The organism is Pseudoalteromonas sp. SWN29 (assembly GCF_015864465.1).
Lineage (GTDB): Bacteria > Pseudomonadota > Gammaproteobacteria > Enterobacterales > Alteromonadaceae > Pseudoalteromonas.
Genome location: NZ_JADYXE010000030.1, coordinates 1 through 15433 on the forward strand (window position 1 = coordinate 1; position 15433 = coordinate 15433).

General features: G+C 40.0%; 12 protein-coding genes. 7 read left to right on the top strand and 5 right to left on the bottom strand.

What is annotated here, in order from left to right:
• Positions 1 to 160: 160 nt before the first annotated feature.
• Positions 161 to 1465 carry an inosine/guanosine kinase gene (locus I6F53_RS12435; protein WP_166420981.1) on the bottom strand — a complete coding sequence of 435 codons (1305 nt, stop codon included), beginning with the start codon at positions 1463 to 1465 and terminating at the stop codon, positions 161 to 163.
• Between the two features lie 178 nt (positions 1466 to 1643).
• On the opposite strand from I6F53_RS12435, the gene tadA reads away from it, so the two are divergent.
• Positions 1644 to 2159, top strand: coding sequence for a tRNA adenosine(34) deaminase TadA (gene tadA, locus I6F53_RS12440; protein ID WP_197239732.1), 516 nt, complete (start codon positions 1644 to 1646; stop codon positions 2157 to 2159).
• Between the two features lies 1 nt (position 2160).
• Here tadA and I6F53_RS12445 read toward each other — a convergent pair whose 3' ends face one another.
• Together I6F53_RS12445 and mltF are read right to left on the bottom strand one after the other, a co-directional pair.
• A complete protein-coding gene (locus I6F53_RS12445) occupies positions 2161 to 2328 on the bottom strand; it encodes a hypothetical protein (RefSeq protein ID WP_197180586.1) in 168 nt (55 codons plus the stop codon).
• Positions 2329 to 2492: 164 nt separating this feature from the next.
• A complete protein-coding gene (gene mltF / locus I6F53_RS12450; protein ID WP_197239733.1) occupies positions 2493 to 4019 on the bottom strand; it encodes a membrane-bound lytic murein transglycosylase MltF in 1527 nt (508 codons plus the stop codon).
• A 211-nt stretch (positions 4020 to 4230) separates the two neighbouring features.
• Here mltF and purL point away from each other — a divergent pair, with 211 nt between their 5' ends.
• The 4 genes from purL to I6F53_RS12470 all read left to right on the top strand — a co-directional run bounded on the left by purL (position 4231) and on the right by I6F53_RS12470 (position 11234).
• A complete protein-coding gene (purL, locus tag I6F53_RS12455) occupies positions 4231 to 8121 on the top strand; it encodes a phosphoribosylformylglycinamidine synthase (protein ID WP_197239734.1) in 3891 nt (1296 codons plus the stop codon).
• A gap of 121 nt (positions 8122 to 8242) precedes the next feature.
• Positions 8243 to 10693: an intermembrane phospholipid transport protein YdbH family protein gene (locus I6F53_RS12460; protein ID WP_197239736.1), complete on the top strand. Its 2451-nt coding sequence runs from the start codon at positions 8243 to 8245 to the stop codon at positions 10691 to 10693.
• 2 nt (positions 10694 to 10695) lie between these two features.
• The gene (locus I6F53_RS12465; RefSeq protein ID WP_197239737.1) at positions 10696 to 10893 is read left to right on the top strand and encodes a YnbE family lipoprotein; all 198 of its coding nucleotides are present in this window, start codon (positions 10696 to 10698) and stop codon (positions 10891 to 10893) included.
• An 11-nt stretch (positions 10894 to 10904) separates the two neighbouring features.
• The gene (locus I6F53_RS12470) at positions 10905 to 11234 is read left to right on the top strand and encodes a YdbL family protein (protein ID WP_197239739.1); all 330 of its coding nucleotides are present in this window, start codon (positions 10905 to 10907) and stop codon (positions 11232 to 11234) included.
• Positions 11235 to 11283: 49 nt separating this feature from the next.
• On the opposite strand, the gene I6F53_RS12475 is transcribed toward I6F53_RS12470, so the two are convergent.
• Both I6F53_RS12475 and waaA read right to left on the bottom strand, forming a co-directional pair.
• Positions 11284 to 11832: a DUF1415 domain-containing protein gene (locus tag I6F53_RS12475; RefSeq protein ID WP_197239740.1), complete on the bottom strand. Its 549-nt coding sequence runs from the start codon at positions 11830 to 11832 to the stop codon at positions 11284 to 11286.
• Positions 11829 to 13157: a lipid IV(A) 3-deoxy-D-manno-octulosonic acid transferase gene (waaA, locus tag I6F53_RS12480; RefSeq protein ID WP_197239742.1), complete on the bottom strand. Its 1329-nt coding sequence runs from the start codon at positions 13155 to 13157 to the stop codon at positions 11829 to 11831. The genes I6F53_RS12475 and waaA overlap by 4 nt, the downstream gene beginning before the upstream one ends.
• Positions 13158 to 13339: 182 nt before the next feature.
• Here waaA and I6F53_RS12485 point away from each other — a divergent pair, with 182 nt between their 5' ends.
• Positions 13340 to 13930 (top strand): SIS domain-containing protein, encoded by a 591-nt coding sequence (locus tag I6F53_RS12485; protein WP_024611243.1) that lies wholly within the window; start codon positions 13340 to 13342, stop codon positions 13928 to 13930.
• Positions 13930 to 15369 (top strand): bifunctional D-glycero-beta-D-manno-heptose-7-phosphate kinase/D-glycero-beta-D-manno-heptose 1-phosphate adenylyltransferase HldE, encoded by a 1440-nt coding sequence (gene hldE / locus I6F53_RS12490; protein ID WP_197239744.1) that lies wholly within the window; start codon positions 13930 to 13932, stop codon positions 15367 to 15369. The genes I6F53_RS12485 and hldE overlap by 1 nt, the downstream gene beginning before the upstream one ends.
• Positions 15370 to 15433 lie beyond the last annotated feature (64 nt).

Below are 15433 nucleotides of genomic sequence, written 5' to 3' on the forward strand. Positions count from 1 at the left end.
TAAAATACTTTTATACGATGGCAGAAAGCCTCATTCTAGAGCCTCGAAGGGAGCGAAGTTTTCCTCGCTCAGTCAAGCCAAGACCGCAGCGGTACGCTAGAAATAAAAAAGCCGCTCACCTTAAGTGAACGGCATTAGCAGTAATTGCTCCCTTTATAATTTATTGTTCCCAATAAACCTGCTCTAAACAATCTTCGCGTTCAGGTAAGCCTCGAGATAAACGTGGAGAATGCTGAACTAATACTTCATAACTGGCTCGGTTAGCATATTTACTAATTTGCGATAGTGACGAATAAGTAATAGCTTGTTGTTGATGCTTAGCTGAGTTTGCCACATTAAGTTTATGATAAACATTCGCTGATAAATCATGAAGCACAGCTGCTAATGCACAATCACCTGCACCATTGGTGTTTTTGATTGAATCAGGTCCACCCATAAATGGGGCCGTATGACTATATGCTCTGATAGGTTCATCACATTCATCTTTGCGCATAGCACGTGAAAATTCGTAACGGTTAAAATCAGGTATTGCACCTGGTAATAACGGATATTCGGTTTCACGCTTTAAACTTTCGTCAACGTAGCCAGCCATAAACAAGCCTTTTTCGCCAGCGGTGCAAATAACTAAATCTACCCAATCAAGTGCTTTATCAGCAGCTAAAAGAGGATCTTCAAAACCCGTAATCGCTAAACCTTCTTCTTCGTTCATAGCAAGAATATCAACATGCTTTTCAACGAAGCTTGCCCACCAGGTAGGGTCTTGTTCAATTAAGAACTTAGTACCAAGTGTAAGTACTACTGGCACACCTGCATCATTAGCGTATTTAACAGCTTGCATGGTGGCTTCAGTCATTGTTTCGCTACCTTGAGTACGCATAAGATAGGCACTGATCACTAACGCTGATGAATTTTCAATAAGGTCTTTATCGATAGATTCAGGACGTAAGTGATTCATTAGGCCTGCACTTATTGCAAAAGTACGCTCACCTGTTTCATCAATTAATGTAAAACAACGGCCTACAGGCCCATCAACTGGTTGAAGGTAGTTTAAGTCTACACGGCTTGAGGTATTACATAAAAAACGGTAAGCGTAGCTACCTATTTTTATATTTTCGCTCATTACGCCTAATAAAACTGAGCGATCATCTGCAAGTACAGAGTAGTTGTGCATAGTGTTACCAATGGTTCCACCGGCAAACTCAAAATCAACCATATCGTTTAATTTTAAACGATCGTATAAGGCGTTTGTTGTGTCGCTATCAATAACTTGCGACATACCCCTACGTAGTTGAAATTCGTCAAGGAAAGCTTGATCAACTTTTGCCTCTATATCAACAACGATCTGATCGATACCCGTAATATAACTACGTTGTAATCGCTCTGTTGCGTTAAGTTGATTGGTAAGTGGATCTTTGGCTTCCACTGGAAAATAATGTTTATGCCTGCGGCGTCCAGGAAATTTCATTTGCTACCCGTGTTGTGAGCTAAATAAAAAAAGCGTGCGATTATAACGTAAATCAGCACTACTGAGCCATGACAAACAGGTAAATAGTGTTTTATTTTTGCAATAAAGTAATGAATGGCGCACTTTAGAGTGGTAACTAGGTATAATTACAGCATAAAAAGTTATTAAAGTAGAAATAATGAACGAACCATTTGATGACTCCTACTGGATGGAACAAGCGCTTTTGTATGCAAAGCAAGCAGAGCTACTTGATGAAATTCCGGTTGGAGCGATTGTAGTAAAAGATAACGAGCTTATTTCAGTCGGGTATAATCGTTCAATTACCGATAACGATCCATCTGCACATGCTGAAATGATTGCAGTTCGAGAAGCAGGAAAGCTACTTAACAACTATCGTCTAATTGATTGTACGCTGTATGTAACGCTTGAGCCGTGCTCTATGTGTGCGGGTTTGTTGGTTCACAGCAGAATTAAGCGTTTAGTATTTGGTGCGCTCGATGCGAAAACAGGGTCGGCAGGTTCAATTATGAACTTATTGCAAGAACCAAGGCTAAATCATCAAGTAGAGGTGTGTGGTGGTGTTTTGGCACAGCAGTGCGGTGATACTATTTCGGATTTTTTTAAACGAAGAAGGGCGCAAATTAAAGCAGCTAAAAAAGCTGCTCGTGATGATCAAGTAAATAAGGCTTGCTAAGTTAACTGGCTATTGGCTCTACTTCTGACTCAGCCATTTGCTGCATAGCAAACATTCTGCGACGCCAGATGATTTTTTTATGAAGCTTACGTAACATAACACGACGGCGCGTAGCTGTTGAGTATATTACATTACGTTTTAATTTTTGTGTGCGTCTACGTTTTAGCATATTTTCTCCTAATGCAAGAGTGAGAAAGGCACAGGGTATATCTTATAAAATAATGATATACAATTAACACACATTAGTGATCATTTGATGACAAGTAAACAGATATTTAATTTACTTAAATTTTGCTTAACGACATGCTCTAAAAACGGATACCTATATTAATCTTAGTTATTATTTTCACTCGATTGTTTGGGCTCAATTATAGGTTGTTGTTTTTGTGTTGAAGCTTCATCTGCCTCATTTTTTACCGCATTCTTTACTTCATTTTTTTCGTTTAGTTTTGGCTCTGTATCAGTATCAGTGCTCAGCTCTGTAATTGTTTCTGGCTCAGGTTCTGCAGCAATAGCATCATTTTCATCTAGCCAAACAAGTGCATCGTAATAACGGCGTATATTATCTACATACTTAACTGCCACATCCCCACGAGCATAACCGTAACGAGTTTTACGGTAATAGCGTTTTTTAATTAATAGTGGTAAGCGTTTTTTTACATCAGCCCACTTATCAGGGCTTGCACCTTGTTGCTCGGTAATTATACGTGCGTCGTTAACATGTCCCCAACCTACATTATATCCGGCCAGAGCAAGCCATGTACGGTCGGGCTGCGGGATACGGTCAGGAATGCGTTTAATAAGCTTGCTTAAGTATTTAGCGCCGCCACGAATGTTTTGCTCCGGTTCTAACCGGTTAGTAACACCTACTTGTTTGGCTGTGCTGCGAGTTAGCATCATGATGCCTCGTACGCCAGTCGGTGATTTAGCACGAGGGTTCCACATCGACTCTTGATAACTGAGTGCGGCTAATAAACGCCAATCCAAGCTTCCTGAATACTGTTTAAACCATGGGCTATATGTTGGGAGCGTTTCTTTAATTGCTTCTATATAAGCAAGGGTATTTACATAATTAAATTGGCGCACGTGACCAAAATACTTTTCTTCGAGTACGTAGAGCTGGTTACTTTGCTTAACGTCACCAAAAAATGGCACCAATAACGCATATAAAGAGTCGTCTTTAGATTTGTTGAGTATCCATGCAATAGGGTCGTTATGGCTAACTGAAAAACCGATGCTTAAATTGGGGTGATAACGGCGAAACAACGATAATGTATGTGTATCGGCTAGGGTGTAATCTATCTCGCCATCAATAACCGCTTGAAGTAATTCTTCTTCATCAAACTCTTCGCTCTCTATCCAGGTAAGGTCTGGATTGTTCTTCTTCATTTTTTGTAGAGTAAGCGAGTGGCTACTTTTAGCTATAACAGTAAAGTTACCGTCTAAATCGTCAAACTCTCGAGGACGAACGCGACCTTGCTTATAAACTAATTTTTGGCTGATTGTTCTGTAAGTTGGCCCAAAGCGGTATTGCTCTGCACGGGTTTTATTATAGGTAAGTCCTGAGGCTATTAAGTCTAAATCACCGCTTTCAAGGCGTTCAAACATGTCAGATAAGTTAAAGAAGGGGACTATTTCAAGCTCTACACCTAAATATTCGGCAAAAGCTTGAGATAACTCGTATTCAAAACCTTGCTCGCCTTGTACCGCTTGATAATAGTTACTGGCGCTGGCAAGCGTACCAACGCGTATTTTATTTTGCTCTTTTATTTGGGCGAGTTGAGTTGGCTGCTCTTGCATATCGCATGCACATAACAGCATAACTAAAGTAATGATAATTATTAGTTTTTCTTTGAACATTGAGTGCCCCTTAAGCTCGCCAGCCACCGTTATAGCAAAACTAAGCCATCGCGTCACTTTACCTTTTATTTTATTAACCAAAAGAGGCTATAAATAAAGCTAAAAAGTTAATTTTATGAAAAGCGCAATTTGGAGTTAAATCTGAACGCTAATTGGACTATAATGAGTGCCTAAAATATCGTTCAATCCCTAACCCCGGATGAAATTACCTATGTTGATCCTTCGTGGTGCACCAGCACTGTCAGAGTTCAGAGTTAATAAAATTTTAGCGCGTTGCCAACAATCGCAACTTCCTGTCACTAACGTATACGCAGAGTATGCTCATTTTGCCGATTTAACATCGTCTTTAAGTGTTGATGAGCAAACCAAGCTTGAAAAGCTATTAACTTACGGTCCAACTATTGCTGAGCATACCCCAGCTGGCAAACTTGTACTTGTTACACCTCGCCCAGGAACCATTTCGCCTTGGGCATCTAAAGCAACCGATATTGCCCACAACTGTGGTTTAAAACAGGTTCATCGCGTTGAGCGCGGTATTGCTTATTATGTTGAAGGTGACTTAAACGCAGAGCAACTAGCGCAAGTAACTGCGTTACTGCACGACCGTATGACTGAAGCAACACACAACCAATTTGAAGATGCTGCTCAATTATTTCGTAATGATGCGCCACGCCAAATGTCGTCTGTTGATATTTTAGGTGGTGGACGTGAAGCATTAGCTATAGCAAATGTTGAGCAAGGTTTTGCCCTTGCTGATGACGAAATAGACTACTTAGTCGAAAACTTTATAAAGTTAGGCCGTAATCCTAACGATATCGAATTGTTTATGTTTGCACAGGCAAACTCAGAGCATTGTCGCCATAAAATATTTAATGCCGACTGGACAATCGATGGAAAAGAGCAGCCAAAATCGCTGTTTAAAATGATTAAAAATACTTTTGAGTTAAATCCTGAAAATGTATTGTCGGCGTATAAAGATAACGCGGCAGTAATGAAAGGCTCAAAAGCGGGTCGCTTCTTCCCAAATGCGCAAGGTGAATATGCGTATCATCAAGAAGACATTGAAATACTAATGAAAGTTGAAACGCATAACCACCCAACAGCTATTGCGCCATTCTCTGGTGCCGCTACAGGTTCTGGTGGTGAGATTCGCGATGAAGGCGCAACTGGTCGTGGCTCTAAGCCAAAAGCTGGTTTAGTTGGCTTTACGGTATCAAACTTACGTATTCCAGGTTACGAGCAACCATGGGAAAGCGATTTTGGTAAGCCAGGTCGCATTGTTAATGCGCTTGATATTATGACAGAAGGTCCACTGGGTGGCGCTGCATTTAATAATGAGTTTGGTCGTCCTAACTTATTAGGTTACTTCCGTACTTACGAAGAAAAAGTAACAAGCCATAATGGCGAAGAAGTACGTGGTTACCACAAGCCAATTATGCTTGCCGGTGGTTTAGGTAATATTCGCTCTGATCATGTTCAAAAAGGTGATATTCCTGTAGGCGCTAAATTAATTGCGCTAGGTGGGCCTGCAATGAACATTGGTTTAGGCGGTGGTGCTGCATCAAGTATGGCTTCAGGCCAGTCAAACGAAGATTTAGATTTTGCTTCAGTACAACGCGAAAACCCAGAAATGGAACGTCGTTGCCAAGAAGTTATCGATAAATGTTGGCAGCTAGGTGATGAAAACCCAATTGCGTTTATTCATGATGTAGGTGCTGGCGGTTTATCAAATGCGTTTCCTGAGCTTGTTAACGATGGTGGACGTGGTGGTAAGTTCCAATTACGTAGCATCCCTAACGATGAACCAGGCATGGCACCACACGAAATTTGGTGTAATGAATCACAAGAACGTTATGTACTCGCTGTTGGCGTAGAGGACTTTGACCGCTTTGAAGCTATTTGTAAGCGTGAACGTGCCCAGTACGCTGTTATTGGTGAAGCAACCGCTGAACCTCACTTAACAGTATCAGACAGCCATTTTGAAAATAACCCTGTTGATTTACCGCTGGACGTATTATTAGGTAAAGCACCTAAAATGCACCGCGATGTAACATCAAAGCAAGTTGTTGGTAAAGCGCTTGATACTACATTAATAAATGCAGCAGATGCAGCGCAGCGCTTAATGCGTTTACCAGCCATTGCAGAAAAAACATTCCTAATAACAATCGGCGATCGCTCAGTTACGGGGTTAGTAGCGCGCGATCAAATGGTCGGTCCTTGGCAAGTACCTGTTGCTAACTGTGCAGTAACTGCGGCAACGTATGATACTTACCACGGTGAAGCTATGTCACTCGGTGAGCGTACTCCTGCAGCATTACTTAATTACGGTGCATCTGCTCGTTTAGCGGTAGCTGAGTCGTTAACTAATATTGCCTGTGCAAACATCGGTAGCCTTGAAAACATTAAGTTATCGGCAAACTGGATGGCAGCAGCGGGTCACCCAGGTGAAGATGCTGGTTTATATGAAGCAGTTAAAGCCGTAGGGGAAGAGCTTTGTCCTGCGCTTGGTTTAACTATTCCAGTGGGGAAAGATTCTATGTCGATGAAAACGACATGGAAAGATGAAGGTGACTCACAAGAGAAGTCAGTAACATCGCCGCTTTCATTGGTTATAACTGCGTTTGGTCGTGTTGACGACGTACGTAAAACAGTAACTCCACAACTGCGCACAGATAAAGGCGATACATCGCTTATATTAGTTGATTTAGGTGCGGGTAAAAACCGCATGGGCGCATCAAGCCTTGCACAAGTTTATAAGCAATTGGGTGATGTAACACCTGATGTTGATAGCCCTGAGTTATTAAAAGGCTTTTATAACGCAATGCAAGCGCTAGTGGCTGATAGTAAGTTACTTGCTTATCATGACCGTTCAGACGGTGGTTTATTTACCACGGTTGCTGAAATGGCGTTTACGGGTCATACCGGTGTAACGGTTGATTTAGCAGGTTTAACAGGTTCGGACATTGAAGCGCTTTATAACGAAGAGCTAGGTGCAGTAATTCAAGTTGCAAATAGTGATTTAGAGGCAGTAAATGCGGTGTTTGAACAACATGGTATTGCAGCAATTACTCACAACATCGGTACACTTAATAGCGACGATACGATTATATTTAACCGTGGCGAAAACACGGTACTTAATCATACGCGTACTGAGCTTCGTACTATTTGGGCTGAAACAACGTATCAAATGCAAGCGCGTCGTGATAACCCCGAGTGTGCTAAGCAAGAGTTTGATGCAAAATTTGATGCAAAAGATCCAGGCTTAAATGTAAAACTAAACTTTGATTTAAACGAAGACATAGCAGCGCCATACATTGCAACCGGTGCTAAACCGCAAATGGCTATTTTACGTGAGCAAGGTGTTAACTCTCACCTAGAAATGGCGGCAGCGTTTAATCGCGCAGGTTTTGCAGCCGTTGATGTACACATGAGCGACATTTTAGAAGGTCGTTTAACACTAGAGCAGTTTAAAGGTTTAGTGGCATGTGGTGGTTTCTCATACGGTGATGTACTTGGTGCGGGTGAAGGTTGGGCTAAGTCTATTTTGTTTAACGACATGGCACGCGATCAGTTCCAAAACTTCTTCCATCGTGAAGATACCTTTAGCTTAGGTGTATGTAACGGTTGCCAAATGTTATCAACGTTAAAAGAGTTGATCCCTGGCACTGAGCACTGGCCGCGTTTTGTAACTAATAAATCAGAGCGTTTTGAAGCTCGCTTTAGTTTAGTTGAAATACAAGAGAATCCATCTGTGTTCTTTAACGGAATGGCTGGCTCACGTATGCCAATTGCGGTTTCTCATGGTGAAGGTCATGCTGAGTTTGCAAACGATGCAGCTACTAAAGCGGCGCTTAATAGCGGCACTGTAGCGGTTAAGTTTGTAGATAACTATGGTAACCCTACAACGCAGTACCCAGCTAACCCGAATGGTTCTCCAGAAGGTATTACAGGTATCACGTCTACTGATGGTCGCGCCACTGTAATGATGCCGCATCCAGAACGTGTATTCAGAAGCGTTGCCAACTCTTGGCATCCTGATGAATGGATCGAGGATAGCCCGTGGATGCGTATGTTCCGTAATGCTCGTAAAAATGTAGGTTAATTACATTTGCGTTTATACAAGTTAGATTCATAATCTAGCTGTAAAATAAAAAAGGCTGCATTGTGCAGCCTTTTTTGATTAGTATAGTTTTAGCTAAAAGCACAAAGCATTTAAGGATAGTATGTTTAAGCGAGTTGGTTTAATTGTTGGGGCTATATTGCTAAGTATCTTGCTGCTTGGTTATGTATTTCGTTTACCTTTATTACAGTGGGCTATAGCGCCTGAGCTTAAAAAAGCAGGTATTACATTAAGTTGTCTCGACTTTTCAATTACGTCTGAACTAAATATTCATGCTGATAAAGTGTGTTTGAATTATCAAAATCAACAATTACAACTTACTGGTATTACTGCAAATACAAAACGTATAGATATTAAAAATGCTGTGCTAACGGTTAATCCTTTCCCTAAAAGCGATAATACTAATCAACTTGCTAAAGATCTCGATTTAGCGCTTCCTTCAACCCGTCCATTAATCAGCATTAAACAGCTTGCAGTAAAAAGTGATCAGCTCAATAAGCCACTAAAAATAAGTATATTGGAACCCACACTAGATCAGTTTAATGTCACTGGTGATATAAACGCGAGTGCGATTTTGACTGCTGATAAAGTAAGTGGTCAGTTTATAATTAATGACACTCTTTTAAAGCAAGTTATAAACACTAAAAATACCTTAATAGCTGGCGTTAATTTTAATACTCAACAACAGTTTAGTTTTGATGGCGTTGAGCTTGAATTAAATGGCGATATTAGTGTCCAGTTTGCTCATACTTATGAGCAGTGCCAGGTTAACGTATTAACTACGGGCAAGTTGGCAACTCATTTTAATTTAAATAGCCAAGCGTTAATGCTTGATACCAATCTGCTTAATAATAAAATTAATTTAACACCAAGCTGTACTGAGTTAATACCACCGAGTGAATACGCAGGCTTTGTGAGCAATCAAGTTCCTTTAAATTGGCAACTTAAACTCCCTCAATCAATTCGCTTAGAGGGGAGTGAGCTGAGCTTACCTGCAATTAATTTGGTGAGTGAGGGCGATAAGCAATTTGATATTTTAATGACAGATACAGCACTTAATATTAAATCGCCACTTGAAAGCGTACAGACAAATTTATCAGCTCAAATAAGCACACCCGATATAAATAATTTCAGCGTTAATGCTCAGTTAGTGGGCACTGCGATTAAAGGCAATTACACGGTTGCGCTTGAAAGCTTGCCTGAATTTGTTCCTGCAACAGCGAATGGGCTTAGCCTTAGTGGTCGCTTTGATTTAAGTGAGTTTATTGACTCAAAACCAGTTGGGCTTATAAATGCTAAATTAACGCTCAATAGTGTAGATGCATTTGATATAAGCGCAGTGCAATACCAAGGTGATTTAACTGCAAAAATGGATAAGCAGTTAAACGCAGAAGTAACATTAACGCATCAATTTAAAAGCGCACAATATAAAGAATTTAAAGCAACGGATATAAGTAACACATTAACAGCAAATGCTAATTTAGGCGTGGGCGAGTTATTTGCCGAGTTAACAGCAAAAACGAATATAAAGGCTGTTAATAGCCCTGACATAAAACTTAATAATATAAAAGTAGAGTCTAATGGGCTACAAAGCCGTGCACTAAAAGCCAGTCATCACGCATTTATAAACGATGTCGAGTTAGTGATAAATCATCATGTATCGGCGCAAGCTCATCCGTTTGAAGTGATTATTCCTGAGCAAAGTGTGTTGCCGTTAAATACGTTTATTAGTCAATTCGAACCACTTGCGCAACTAACTAAGGGTAAATTTAATGGCTATATTAGTGGTGATGTAAACTTGCAAAACGCTTCATTCAATATAGGGGTTACTCACATAGGTGCACTTTATAATGATTACCTTGCGAGTGATTTGAATAGCGTATTTAGCGGGCAATATAATTCAGGTAAGCTTAATGTAAAACCAACTACCTTTAATTTAAATGAATTTAGAGCCGGTGCTGTTGTAAAAAATATTAAAGGGCAGTGGCAAGTTAACGATAATAGCGCTCTAGTAAACGATATAACGGGCGATGTATTTGGCGGCGAGTTTTCGTTAGATACCTATACATTAGGTCAGCCAAACCAAGTTGCTAATGTTAAGTTTGAAAATATTGATGCGAGTAAACTCGTTACACTCGATGATAAGTCGGGCATTGTATTAACGGGACGCTTAGCCGGCGCGTTGCCAGTCCACTTTAATAGTGGCGAAATTGAAATAATTGATGGCAGTTTATTTAGCCAAGGCACAGGTAATTTAAAAATTACTAATAACGCAGCGTTTGATTCGGTGATGCAGCAACAGCAAGAGTTGCAACCTGTGTTAGGATTATTAACAAATCTAGATATTCAAAAGCTAAATAGTAGTGTTGCACTAAAAAATGATGGCTGGTTAAAACTCGGTGTTAATTTACAAGGTTATAATAAGGCAGAGCAGCAGCAAGTTAACTTTAACTACAATCATGAAGAAAACGTATTTACACTTTTACGCGCACTGCGTTTAAGTGACGAAATTACACAAAAAGTTGAGCAACAATACTCACAAAAAGGAAACTAATAATGAGACAGTCGTTATCGATAAAAGTACTGCTCGCGCTGGGTGCTATTAGCGTACTAAGTGCCTGCACGCACCGTGTTGAGGTGTCTGCAAAAGAGCCTATTACAATTAATTTAAATGTGAAAGTTGATCACGAAATTCGCGTAAAAGTAGATAGAGAACTCGACAGTTTATTTAGTGACGACAGTGAGTTATTTTAAGGAGCTAAAACATGAATACGAAGAAAAAATTAAATATTATTACGTTAGTTAGTGCTGTATGTATGTCGTTCTCTGTGTGGGCTATTAGCCTTGATGACGCTAAAAACCAAGGTTTAGTCGGTGAGGATAGCTCTGGTTATTTAGGGCTTGTTGTACAAAATGCAGAAGCAAAAGCGGTTGTTGATGACATAAATACAAAGCGTAAAGCGCAGTACTTAAAGCTGGCTAAAAAGAATAATTTGTCACTTTCACAAGTAGAGGCACTCGCCGCTGCCAAAACAATTGAAAAAACGCAAAGCGGTCATTATGTTGAAGTAAATGGTAATTGGGTTAAAAAATAAGGCTAAGTCATTGTCTTTTTAAACATAAACCAAAAATAAAACCGAGCCTTTAAGCGCTCGGTTTTTTACAGCCTTCGAGTAACTGCTGCCAAAAATCAATACCCTTACGCCTTGCTAGGTTTATATTATGCTCTGGAATAGATTCGGGCTCGTTATAATTATCAAGCGCTTCGCTCATACTTGCTTCGCGAATTAAATGCAGGGTAGGAAAAGGCGCTCTATTTGTGTAGTTTGCAGCATCAGTTTCATCGCTATCGGCAAATACGTAATCAGGGTGAAAGTTAGCAATTTGATACTTGCCTTCAAACCCTTGTGCGACTAACAGCGCATTAGCTAAATCGACCAAGTCTAAATAATCTTCAAAGTCATTAAAGCCGTTATCAAACATGATAAGCGTCGTTTCGCGCTCTGGTTCGCGGTCAAGTTCAACACATTGCTCAAGCATATCCATTACGGCGTCATCCATGCTCGTTGCTGGGCTTACGATGTAATGAATACAGTTATTTTCTACTTCTTTGCGTGCAAACGGGCAAAAGTTATATTTAACAATAACAGATGATACCCATTCGCGGGTTTGGCTTATGGCTATATTGGTCACGATTTTGGCTCTAAATATTGATTAATAATGTTAAGTGTTTTTTGTATTGCACCTTGGTTTTTAGCAACGCATTGAGCAGCTTTAATACCTAAGGTTTGGCATGCTTTTGTATTTTGGCTAAACGTTATAAGCTGCTTTGCAAGCTCGTCGTTGTTATCAACCACTACAGCGCCTTTAAGCTTTATAAGTTCAGGGTAAACATGATCAAAATTGTATGTATGCGGACCCGTTATTACGCCCACCGAAAATGCAGCTGATTCTAATGGATTATGCCCACCTCTAGGTATTAAGCTGCCGCCAATAAAGCTCACATTTGCAGCGCCATACAAACACTGTAGTTCACCAAGCGTATCAGCAAGGAGAACTTGCTCATTGCTATAGTTATTTTGGCTGCGGCGACCAAAACTAAGTGGGCTTTGCGTTAAAAGATCAGCTACTTTATCAAATTGCTCTGGGTGGCGCGGAGCAATTATAAGTAATGCATTAGGTTGTTTTTTTAGTAACTGTTGGTGAGCTATCAATACTAATTCATGTTCTACAGGATGTGTTGAGCCTGCAACCCATACAAAACGTTCGCCATTGTTGTGTTCATTACTGATACCTTCATGACAGCTATGTTCATTGCGACTATAAAGCTGTTTAAGGTTGAGTACCTTGGCTAATTGCTCGTCACTCGGTGTTATATCAAATTTTATCGAACCTGTTACATGGCTTTTTGACTTATCAAGACCAAGCTCTATAAAGCGTTCAGCATCTGCTTTGTTATGGCTCGCAAGTACTGTAATTGAGCGCATAATAATATGCGTTAATTTAGCGACCTTTTGATAACCCTGCTGCGACTTTTCAGAGAGTCTTGCATTGATAACAAGTACCGGTATATTTTTTTTGTGACTTATCGCCATTAAATTTGGCCATAGCTCGGTTTCTAAAATACATATTGCTTGTGGCTTTATACGTTTTAAAAATCGGGCTGTCGCAAACGGAAAATCGATTGGTAAGTAGCTACACGCTACAGTATTTTTAAACTGGTTTAGTATTTGCTCTCTGCCTGTTGGAGTATTACAGGTTATAAGAATATTTAAATTTGGATGCGTTTTTTGAAGCGCTTTAATAAGTGGCGTTGCGGCAAGTACCTCACCAACAGACGCACAATGAAAAACTAAAGGTTTGGTTTTAGTCGTAAATAAAGACTTACTGGCAAACCCAAAGCGCTCTTTAAAGTGTGCACGATAGCCTTGGTTTTTTTTACCTCGTAAAATATAGAGATAAAATACAATCAGTGGGCTAATAAAAATTAATGCTAGAGAGTAAAAAATGCGTGCCATACTGATCTTTCTTAAAGGGAAGTGGCGTTAGTTTACCGTGAAATAGCTGTTTTCTAAACATACTCGCAATAAAATATGGTCTGGGTTCAGTTATAACCCGATAAAATGCACACAATTAAATAAAATTATGGAATAATGGATTTAATTTTTCCCTGCTATTTCAGTTCCTAGAGGAATTTTTCATGTCAATTATCGATTCAGTGGCAGCTAGCTACGTTGAAACATTAAACCGTCATCAAGCATTATTTGAAACGATGGAAGCTTATCATCAAGAATCTATGCAACTGTTAGAAGCGTGTCACAGTGCATTACAAGCTGGTGGCAAGATTGTTTGGTTTGGTAACGGTGGTAGTGCAGCAGATGCTCAGCATTTAGCGGCAGAATTTGTAGTGCGTTACAAATTAGAGCGTGGTCCGCTTGCCTCAATGGCACTGACCACCGACACCTCTATTTTAACCGCACACAGCAACGATTATCATTTTGATACGGTGTTTGAACGTCAAGTTCAAGCGCTATGTAAACCAGAAGACTTAGTAATTGGTTTAACTACATCAGGTACTAGTAATAATATTAATTTAGCATTAGAAGCTGCAAATAAACTAGGCGCTTTTACAGTGGCATTAACTGGGCGTGATGGCGGTAAAGTAAAAGATATTGCTAAGTTACCTATTATTATAAAAAATGACGAAACAGCACGTATCCAAGAAGCTCACATGTTTATCGGTCACTGGTTATGTGAAGCCATGGATATGGTTGTTGCGGAGCAGCAGTAATGGATTTATCGTTATTAAAAAATTTATCGGCAGCACGAATATTGGTTGTTGGCGACGTAATGCTAGATCGTTATTGGTATGGCGATACAGGACGTATTTCGCCAGAAGCGCCAGTACCTGTTGTTAAAGTAAGTAAATTCGAAGACAAAGCGGGCGGAGCAGCTAACGTTGCAAAAAATATAGCGCGGTTAGATGCAAAAGTCGGCTTGCTCGGTTTAATTGGTGAAGATGAAAGCGGACAAATTTTAGAAACAATTCTAAAAGGTGAAAATATTAGCTCACAGCTAGTCAGCGTGTGTGATTTGCCAACTATTTCAAAAATGCGCGTTATTAGTCGTCATCAACAACTCGTTCGTCTAGATTTAGAAGAAACATTTACTGAGCAACACAGCCAACTTTTATTAAACCGTTTAGAGCTTGTGCTAGATGAATACGACTTTATTGTGTTCTCTGATTACAGCAAAGGATCTTTGAGTTTAATTAAAGAGATGGTAAGTCTTGCTAAAAGTGCGGGTAAAACAGTTTTAATCGACCCTAAATCGCCAGACTTACATTTATATGAAGGTGCTGATTACATTACACCTAACTTACATGAGTTCAAGTTAGCGGGTGGTCAAACCGATTCAGAAGAAGCTTTAGCCGCAAGTGCGCGTGATTTAATTAGCAAAAATGGTATTAAGGCAATGTTACTTACGCGTTCTGAGCAAGGTATGTCGCTTATTAACGCAGATGAAAAGTTTGACTTTGCAGCGCAGGAACTTGAAGTAAGCGATGTTACTGGCGCTGGCGATACTGTTATAGCAACACTGGCGGTAATGCTTGGCGCGGGCATGGAACCTAAAGACGCTGTAGAGATTGCTAATTTAGCGGCAGGTATAGCGGTTAGTAAATTTGGAGCAGCTACGGTTTCGCCAGAAGAATTAAGTCGTAAGCTTGGACAGTATTTACATACTACTGGTGAGCATTATCAAACTCCATTTGATGATGTACTTCAACATATTGAATTTGCAAAACAAAATGGCGAAACCATTGTATTCACTAATGGCTGCTTTGATATTTTACATGCTGGGCATGTACGTTATTTAGCGCAAGCTAAAGCACGAGGCGATAGGTTGGTTGTTGGATTAAATAATGATGAATCTATTACGCGTTTAAAAGGGGCAGATCGTCCTATTAACCCACTAGATGAGCGTGCAATGGTACTTAGTGCACTTTCATCAGTTGATTGGGTTATTCCGTTTGGCAGTCTAGATGAAAACGATACTCCCGCTAAATTAATTGAGCAAATAAGCCCTGATATTTTAGTTAAGGGTGGCGACTACACCGTAGAACAAATAGCGGGTGCTGAACATGTACTTCGCCATGGCGGAAAAGTTGAAGTGCTTGAGTTTTTAGATGGGTGTTCAACATCAAAAGTAATTAGTAAAATTAAACAGTAGCTACAGATTTAACTTATTAAACAGAAAAGGGATGAAAACAGTGTTTTCATCCCTTTTTATTTTT